We start from the raw sequence: 5999 nt of genomic DNA on the forward strand, positions 1-5999 counted from the left end.
TGCTCGTCGTCGCTGGTCGCGCTGCACCTCGCGGCGCAGGCGCTGCGCTCCGGTGAGTGCGACCTCGCCCTCGCGGGCGGCGTGACCGTGATGGCCACCCCGAGCGCGTTCATCGGCTTCTCTCGGCAGCGGGGTCTGTCGGCCGATGGGCGGTGCAAGTCGTTCGCGGCTGCCGCCGACGGCACCGGTTGGGGTGAGGGCGTGGGCATGCTGCTGGTGGAGCGGCTGTCGGACGCCCGCCGTAACGGTCACCGGGTCCTCGCGGTGGTGCGGGGAAGCGCCGTCAACCAGGACGGGGCGTCGAACGGGTTGACGGCGCCGAACGGTCCGTCGCAGCAACGGGTGATCCGCCAGGCCCTGGCGAACGCCGGCTTGTCCACGTCCGACGTGGACGCGGTGGAAGCGCACGGCACCGGCACCACCCTGGGTGACCCGATCGAGGCGCAGGCGTTGCTCGCCACCTATGGGCAGGATCGGCCGGCGGACCGGCCGTTGCTGCTCGGCTCGATCAAGTCGAACATGGGCCACACGCAGGCCGCCGCCGGCGTGGCCGGTGTGATCAAGATGGTCCTCGCCATGCGGCACGGCACCGTCCCGCCGACCCTGCACGTGGACGAACCCTCGCCGCACATCGACTGGACGGCGGGGGCGGTGGCGTTGGCGACGGAGGCCACCCCGTGGCCGGTGGTGGGTCGGCCGCGTCGGGCGGCCGTGTCCTCCTTCGGTATCTCGGGGACGAACGCTCATGTGATTGTCGAGCAGCCGTCGGTCGAGGTGGTCGAGGGCGAGGTCGTGGAGCGTCGGGTGCCGGCGGTGGTGCCGGTGGTGTTGTCGGCGCGGACGGAGGCGGCGCTTGCGGGGCAGGCGGGCCGGTGGGCGCGTTGGCTGGCCGCTGACGGGGCGGTGCGTCCGTTGGACGTGGCGTGGTCGTCGGTGACGACGCGTCCGGCGTTGGAGCAGCGGGCGGTGGTGGCCGCCGTCGACCGCGAGGATCTGCTGGCGGCGCTGACCGCTCTTGCTGCCGGTGAGCCGTCGGGTTCGGTGCTGACCGGCGCGTCCGAGCAGCGTGGGCACCTGGCCCTGATCTTCTCCGGGCAGGGGGCGCAGCGTGCCGGGATGGGCCGGGAGCTGTACGGGACGTTCCCCGTGTTCGCGTCCGCGCTTGACGAGGTGTGTGGGCACCTTGATCCGTTGCTGCCGCAGCCGCTTCGTGACGTCCTGTTCGCTCCGGAGGGCTCGCCGGAGGCGGGCCTGCTGGACCAGACGGTGTTCACGCAGGCGGGGTTGTTCGCGGTCGAGGTGGCGTTGTTCCGCCTGGTGGAGTCGTTCGGGGTGGTGCCGGACTTCGTGGGTGGGCATTCGGTCGGTGAGATCACGGCCGCGTACGTGGCCGGGGTGTTGTCCCTGGCCGATGCGTGTGCGTTGGTGGCCGCCCGGGGTCGGTTGATGCAGGCGTTGCCGGCCGGGGGCGGGATGCTGGCCGTGGCCGCGTCGGAGGCCGAGGTGCTGGCGTCTCTGGACGGGCTGACCGACCGGCTGGGCGTCGCGGCGGTCAACGGGCCGCACGCCGTGGTCGTGTCGGGTGCCGTCGACGCCCTCGACGAGGTCGAGCAGGTCTGGAAGGCGCGCGGCGCCCGGACCCGGCGGCTGACCGTGAGTCACGCGTTCCACAGCCCGCTGATGGAGCCGATGCTGGCCGAGTTCCGGGCGGTCCTGGAGGGTCTCGCCTTCCGGTCGCCGCTGCTGCCGGTCGTGTCGAACCTGACCGGGGCGCTGGCTGACGGCGACGAGATCCGCACGGTCGACTACTGGGTGCGGCACGTCCGCGAGGCCGTCCGGTACGCCGACGGCGTCACCACGCTGCGCAAGGCCGGGGTGGACACGTTCCTGGAGATCGGCCCGCAGAGCGTACTCACCGCCATGGTCGCCGACGTGCTGCTCGACGAGGCGGGCGTGCTGTCCGTCGCCGTCCAGCGTCGGGACCGGCCCGAGACCCACGCGCTGCTGGCCGCCCTCGGCGAACTGCACGTCCACGGCGAGCCCGTGACCTGGCGGACCTGGTTCGCCGACTCGGGTGCCCGCCGCGTCGACCTGCCGACGTACGCGTTCCAGCACCAGCGGTTCTGGCCGGAAGCCGCGTCGCGTCAGCAGGCCACCCCGGACACGGGCGGCGACGCCGAGTTCTGGGCCGCCGTCGAGAGCGGCGACCTCGCCGCCCTCGCCGGCCAGCTCGGCGACGACGCCGCGGTGGACGCGCTGACTCCGGCCCTGCCCGTCCTGTCCACCTGGCGCCGCGCCCGCACCCGCGACGCGGCGGTGAACGGGTGGTCGTACCAGGTGGGGTGGCGGCGGATCGACCTGGCCGACTCCCCGGCGGCGGTCGGGACCTGGCTGCTGGTCGAGCCCACCGGCGAGCCGTCGGCCGACCGGATCGCCGCCGCGCTGACCGCGTCCGGTGGAGACGTGCGTCGGGTGACCGTCGACCCGGCCACCGTCACCCGCGCCGGCCTCGCCGAGCTGCTGGGCGGCGCGTCGGCCGACGCGCCGGTCGGCGTGGTCTCGCTGCTCGGCCTGCGCGACGAGCCGCACCCGGACCACCCGTCCGTGCCGGTCGGTACGGCGGCCACCCTGATGCTGCTCCAGGCGCTGCACGACGCCGGGGTGACCGCGCCGCTGTGGTGCGTGACCCGGGGCGCGGTCGACGCGGGGGACGGCGAACCCGTCCGCAGCGCCGGCCAGGGCGGCCTGTGGGGCCTGGGCCGGGTGGCCGGCCTCGAACTGTCGCAGTCCCGGGTGGGCCTGCTGGACCTGCCCGAGCGGGACGTCGACCCGGCCCGGCTCGTGGCGGCGCTCGTCGCCGCCGGCGACGAGGACCAGCTCGCGGTGCGGCCCACCGGCGTGTACGCCCGGCGGCTGACCCGGGCCACCCCCGCCGACGCGGCGGCGGCCGAGCGGTGGCGGCCCTCCGGCACCGTGCTGGTCACCGGCGGCACGGGCGCGCTGGGCGCGCACGTGGCCCGCTGGGCGGCCGGCAACGGCGCCGAGCACCTGGTGCTGACCAGCCGGCGCGGCGACGCCGCCCCCGGCTCGGCGGAGCTGCGCGACGAGCTGACCGCCCTCGGCGTACGGGTGACGGTGGCGGCGTGCGACGTGGCCGACCGGGACGCCGTGGCCGGGCTGCTGGCCCGGCTGGACGACGACCCGGCGCCGCTGACCGCGGTGGTGCACGCCGCCGGCCTGAACGACGTCGTCCCGCTCGTCGACACCGACCTGGCCCGGCTCGCCGCCGTCATGGGCGGAAAGATCGCCGGGGCGGCGCACCTGGACGAGTTGCTCGGCGACCGGCCGCTGGACGCGTTCGTGCTGTTCGCCTCGATCGCCGGGGTGTGGGGCAGCGGCGGGCAGGCCGGCTACGCGGCCGGCAACGCCTACCTCGACGCGCTCGCCGAGCGGCGGCGCACCCGGGGCCTCGCCGCCACCTCCGTGGCGTGGGGGCCGTGGGCCGACGGCGGGATGGCAACCGACGAGGCCCAGCGGGAGCTGGCCCGGCGCGGGCTGCGGGCCATGTCCCCGGCCGACGCGGTCCACGCCCTGCGGGTCGCCGTCGGGCGCGGACGCGCCTGCCTCACCGTCGCCGACGTGGACTGGGCGACGTTCGGCCCCGCCTACGCCTCGACCCGGCCGCGACCGCTGCTGGCCGACCTGCCCGAGGTGCGGCCGGCCGACCGGCCCGCCGAGGACGAGCCGGGCGACGGCGGGCAGCCGCTGCGCGAGCAACTGCTCGCCCTGCCCGGAGACGAGCAGGACAAGCTCCTCACCGACCTGGTCCGCGCCAACGCCGCGGCCGTCCTCGGCCACCCCGGCCCGGAGCGGGTCAAGCCGCGGCGCGCGTTCAAGGAACTCGGGTTCGACTCGCTGACCGCGGTCGAGTTGCGCAACCGGCTCACCCGGGCCACCGGCCTGTCCCTGCCCACCACGCTGGTCTTCGACTACCCCGACCCGGCCGCCGTGGCCGGCCACCTGCTCACCGCGCTGGTCCCCGAGACCGGGCGGCAGGAGGCGGCCGACCCGGCCGAGGCGGCGGTGCGCCAGGCCCTGGCCACCATCCCGCTGGCCCGCATCCGCGAGGCCGGACTGCTGGACCTGCTACTCAAGCTCACCGACGGCGACGACGCCGAGCAGGCCCCGACCGACGAGGACGGCGACTCCATCGACGAGATGGACGCCGACGCCCTCATCCGGCTGGCGCTCGACGGCTCCGAGTCCTGACCCTTGTCCCACGTACGGAGTACATGATGTCCACGTCTGCAGATAAGGTCGTCGAGGCGCTTCGGGCTTCGCTCAAGGAGACCAGCCGGCTCAAGCAGCTCAACCAGCAGCTGACCGCGGCGGCCCGGGAGCCGATCGCCATCGTCGCCATGTCCTGCCGCTACCCGGGCGGGGTGTCCAGCCCCGACCAGATGTGGGACCTGGTCGCCTCCAGCGGGGACGCCATCGGCGGCTTCCCCACCGACCGGGGCTGGGACCTGGACAACCTGTACGACCCGCAGGCCGACCGGGTCGGCAAGTCCACCACCCAGCAGGGCGGCTTCCTCTACGACGCGGCGGAGTTCGACGCCGAATTCTTCGGCATCTCGCCCCGCGAGGCCCTGGCCATGGACCCGCAGCAGCGGCTGCTGCTGGAGACGTCCTGGGAGGCGTTCGAGTCGGCCGGCATCGCCCCGTCGTCGGTGCGGGGCCAGAAGGTCGGCGCGTTCGTCGGCACCGCCGCCAACGGCTACGGCGTCGGGCAGGACGGCGGCGCGGACGGCGCCGACGAGGGCTACCTGCTGACCGGCACCGTCACCAGCGTCGTCTCCGGGCGGATCGCGTACGCCCTCGGGCTGGAGGGGCCGGCCGTCACCGTCGACACGGCCTGCTCGTCCTCCCTGGTCGCACTGCACCTGGCCTGCCAGGCGCTGCGGGCCGGCGAGTTCGACCTGGCCCTGGCCGGCGGCGTCTGCGTCATGGCCACTCCCAGCCCGTTCGTCGGCTTCTCCCGCCAGCGCGGCCTCGCCTCCGACGGGCGGTGTAAGTCGTTCGCCGCCGCCGCCGACGGCACCGGCTGGGCCGAGGGCGTCGGCCTGCTGCTCGTCGAGCGGCTCTCCGACGCCCAACGCAACGGCCACCGCATCCTCGCCGTCATCCGCGGCAGCGCGATCAACCAGGACGGCGCATCGAACGGTCTCACCGCCCCGAACGGACCCGCCCAGCAGCGGGTGATCCGGCAGGCGCTCAGCAACGCGCGCCTCACCACCTCCGACGTGGACGCCGTCGAGGCGCACGGCACCGGCACCACCCTCGGCGACCCGATCGAGGCGCAGGCGCTGCTCGCCACGTACGGGCAGGAGCGCGGCGACGGCGACCCGCTGTGGCTCGGCTCGATCAAGTCCAACATGGGGCACAGCCAGTCGGCCGCCGGCGTCGCGGGCGTCATCAAGATGGTGATGGCCATGCGGCACGGCGTCCTGCCCGCCACGCTGCACGTCGACGAGCCGTCCCCACACATCGACTGGTCGGCCGGCGCCGTCGAACTGCTCACCGAGGCCCGGCCCTGGCCGGAGGTGGACCGGCCCCGCCGGGCGGCCGTGTCGTCGTTCGGCATCAGCGGCACCAACGCCCACGTCATCCTCGAACAGGCCGACCCCGCGCCCGCCCCGGCTCCCGTGCCGGAGCAGCCCGGCCTGCTCGCCACCCCCGCCACCGTCTGGCCGCTGTCGGCCCGGTCCACGCCCGCCCTCCGCGAGCAGGCCGCCCGGCTCGCCCGGTACGTCCGCGCCCACGGCGACGTCGACCCGGCCCGGCTGGCCTGGTCGCTGGCCACCACCCGGTCCGCGTTCGAGCACCGGGCGGCCGTGGTGGCCACCGATCCGGCGCAGTTGCTGGCCGGGTTGGACGCGGTTGCCGCCGGCACCCCGGCCGGCACGGTCGTCACGGGGGTCGCGGGTGAGCTGGGGGAG

The 5999-nt window shown here is 75.3% G+C and carries 1 protein-coding gene and 1 pseudogene; both read left to right on the plus strand.

Annotated features, from left to right (window positions below; all coding sequences use genetic code 11):
* The coding region (locus ACGF5G_RS35570; RefSeq protein WP_393271275.1) for a type I polyketide synthase at positions 1-4269 on the plus strand (4269 nt) is incomplete at its 5' end.
* Between the two features lie 29 nt (positions 4270-4298).
* A pseudogene (locus tag ACGF5G_RS35575) lies at positions 4299-5999 on the plus strand (type I polyketide synthase); the annotation flags it as partial.

The organism is Micromonospora sp. NPDC047730 (assembly GCF_043204765.1).
GTDB lineage: Bacteria > Actinomycetota > Actinomycetes > Mycobacteriales > Micromonosporaceae > Micromonospora.